Source organism: Streptomyces sp. NPDC020681, from assembly GCF_044334895.1.
GTDB lineage: Bacteria > Actinomycetota > Actinomycetes > Streptomycetales > Streptomycetaceae > Streptomyces.
The window spans coordinates 1-1,021 of sequence record NZ_JBIRTX010000087.1 but is presented as its reverse complement, the minus strand read 5'-3'; the positions used below and the strand labels follow the sequence as shown (position 1 = coordinate 1,021).

The window sequence follows — 1,021 nt, the reverse complement described above, 5'->3', positions numbered from 1 at the left end:
CGACCCTACTCATAGGGCACCCCTTTCTCTGTGGCGATGCCGTGCTCGAACTCTCGCTCCCTCCCATGTCGCCGTCAAAGGCTCCATCCAATCACGCGCCCGCCCGCCCGCACGCCCGCTGGACGCGTGGGTGCGTTGGCGAAGCGTGAGATGAGCGAAGCGTCGGTCAGTCTCCTTGCGACACGTGGAGGGTGAAGACCCATACTGACAAACCTCCTGCTCTCCCTTTCACGGTTGACCGCGTGCGGCTCTTTACGTAGCGTAACGCCACGCGGAGCCTCAGGCCCGATGCTCATCGAATCGCTGATGCTCACGCTCGATTTACGAGAAGAAGTCATCGTGACGAGTGCTCCTGGCCAGCATCTTCTCCAAACTTACGAGCAGTCGCTGGTCGACACGTTCGCAAATTTCGCGGATCCGAAGCAGGAGTGGCGTAGGTTGTTCTCCGAGGTGCTGGGGACGTTTTTCCTCGTCCTCGTCGCCGCTGGCGGCGGAATGATGGGGCAGGCGTTTCCCAACACCGTCGACCGTGGCGCGGCAGTGGTCGCGCCCGGGCTGATGGTGATGGCGATCATCCTGTTTATGGGTAAAGTCTCCGGCGCTCACTTGAATCCCGCCGTCAGCGTTGCCTTCTCGCTCCGCGGCGACTTCCCGTGGCGTCGCGTGCCCGGGTACATCATCGCGCAGGTGATCGGCGCCACGCTCGCGGCGTTGTTTCTGCACGCTGTGATCAATGTTTCGTCGACCTACGGGTCGAACTATCCGGCGGCAGGCTACTCGGCGGGCACCGCGTTCCTGATGGAGGGGGTGCTGACTTTGGGGCTCGTCAGCGTCATTCTCGGCACGGCATCCGGAGCGCAGAACATCGGCGTCTTTGGGGCGATCGGCGTCGGGGCCTACATTGCGCTGGCCGGTCTCTGGGGAAGTCCGATCTCCGGTGCGTCGATGAACCCCGCGCGCACGTTCGGGCCGAATCTTGTCGGCACCGATTTCACGAGCTACTGGGTCTATGTGGCGGGCC

General features: G+C 63.1%; 1 protein-coding gene. It reads left to right on the top strand.

The annotated features are described in order from the left end of the window. Nucleotides 1-288 precede the first annotated feature (288 nt). On the top strand, nt 289-1,021 hold a 733-nt coding region (locus ACH4YL_RS40830), incomplete at its 3' end, for an MIP/aquaporin family protein (RefSeq protein WP_398512602.1).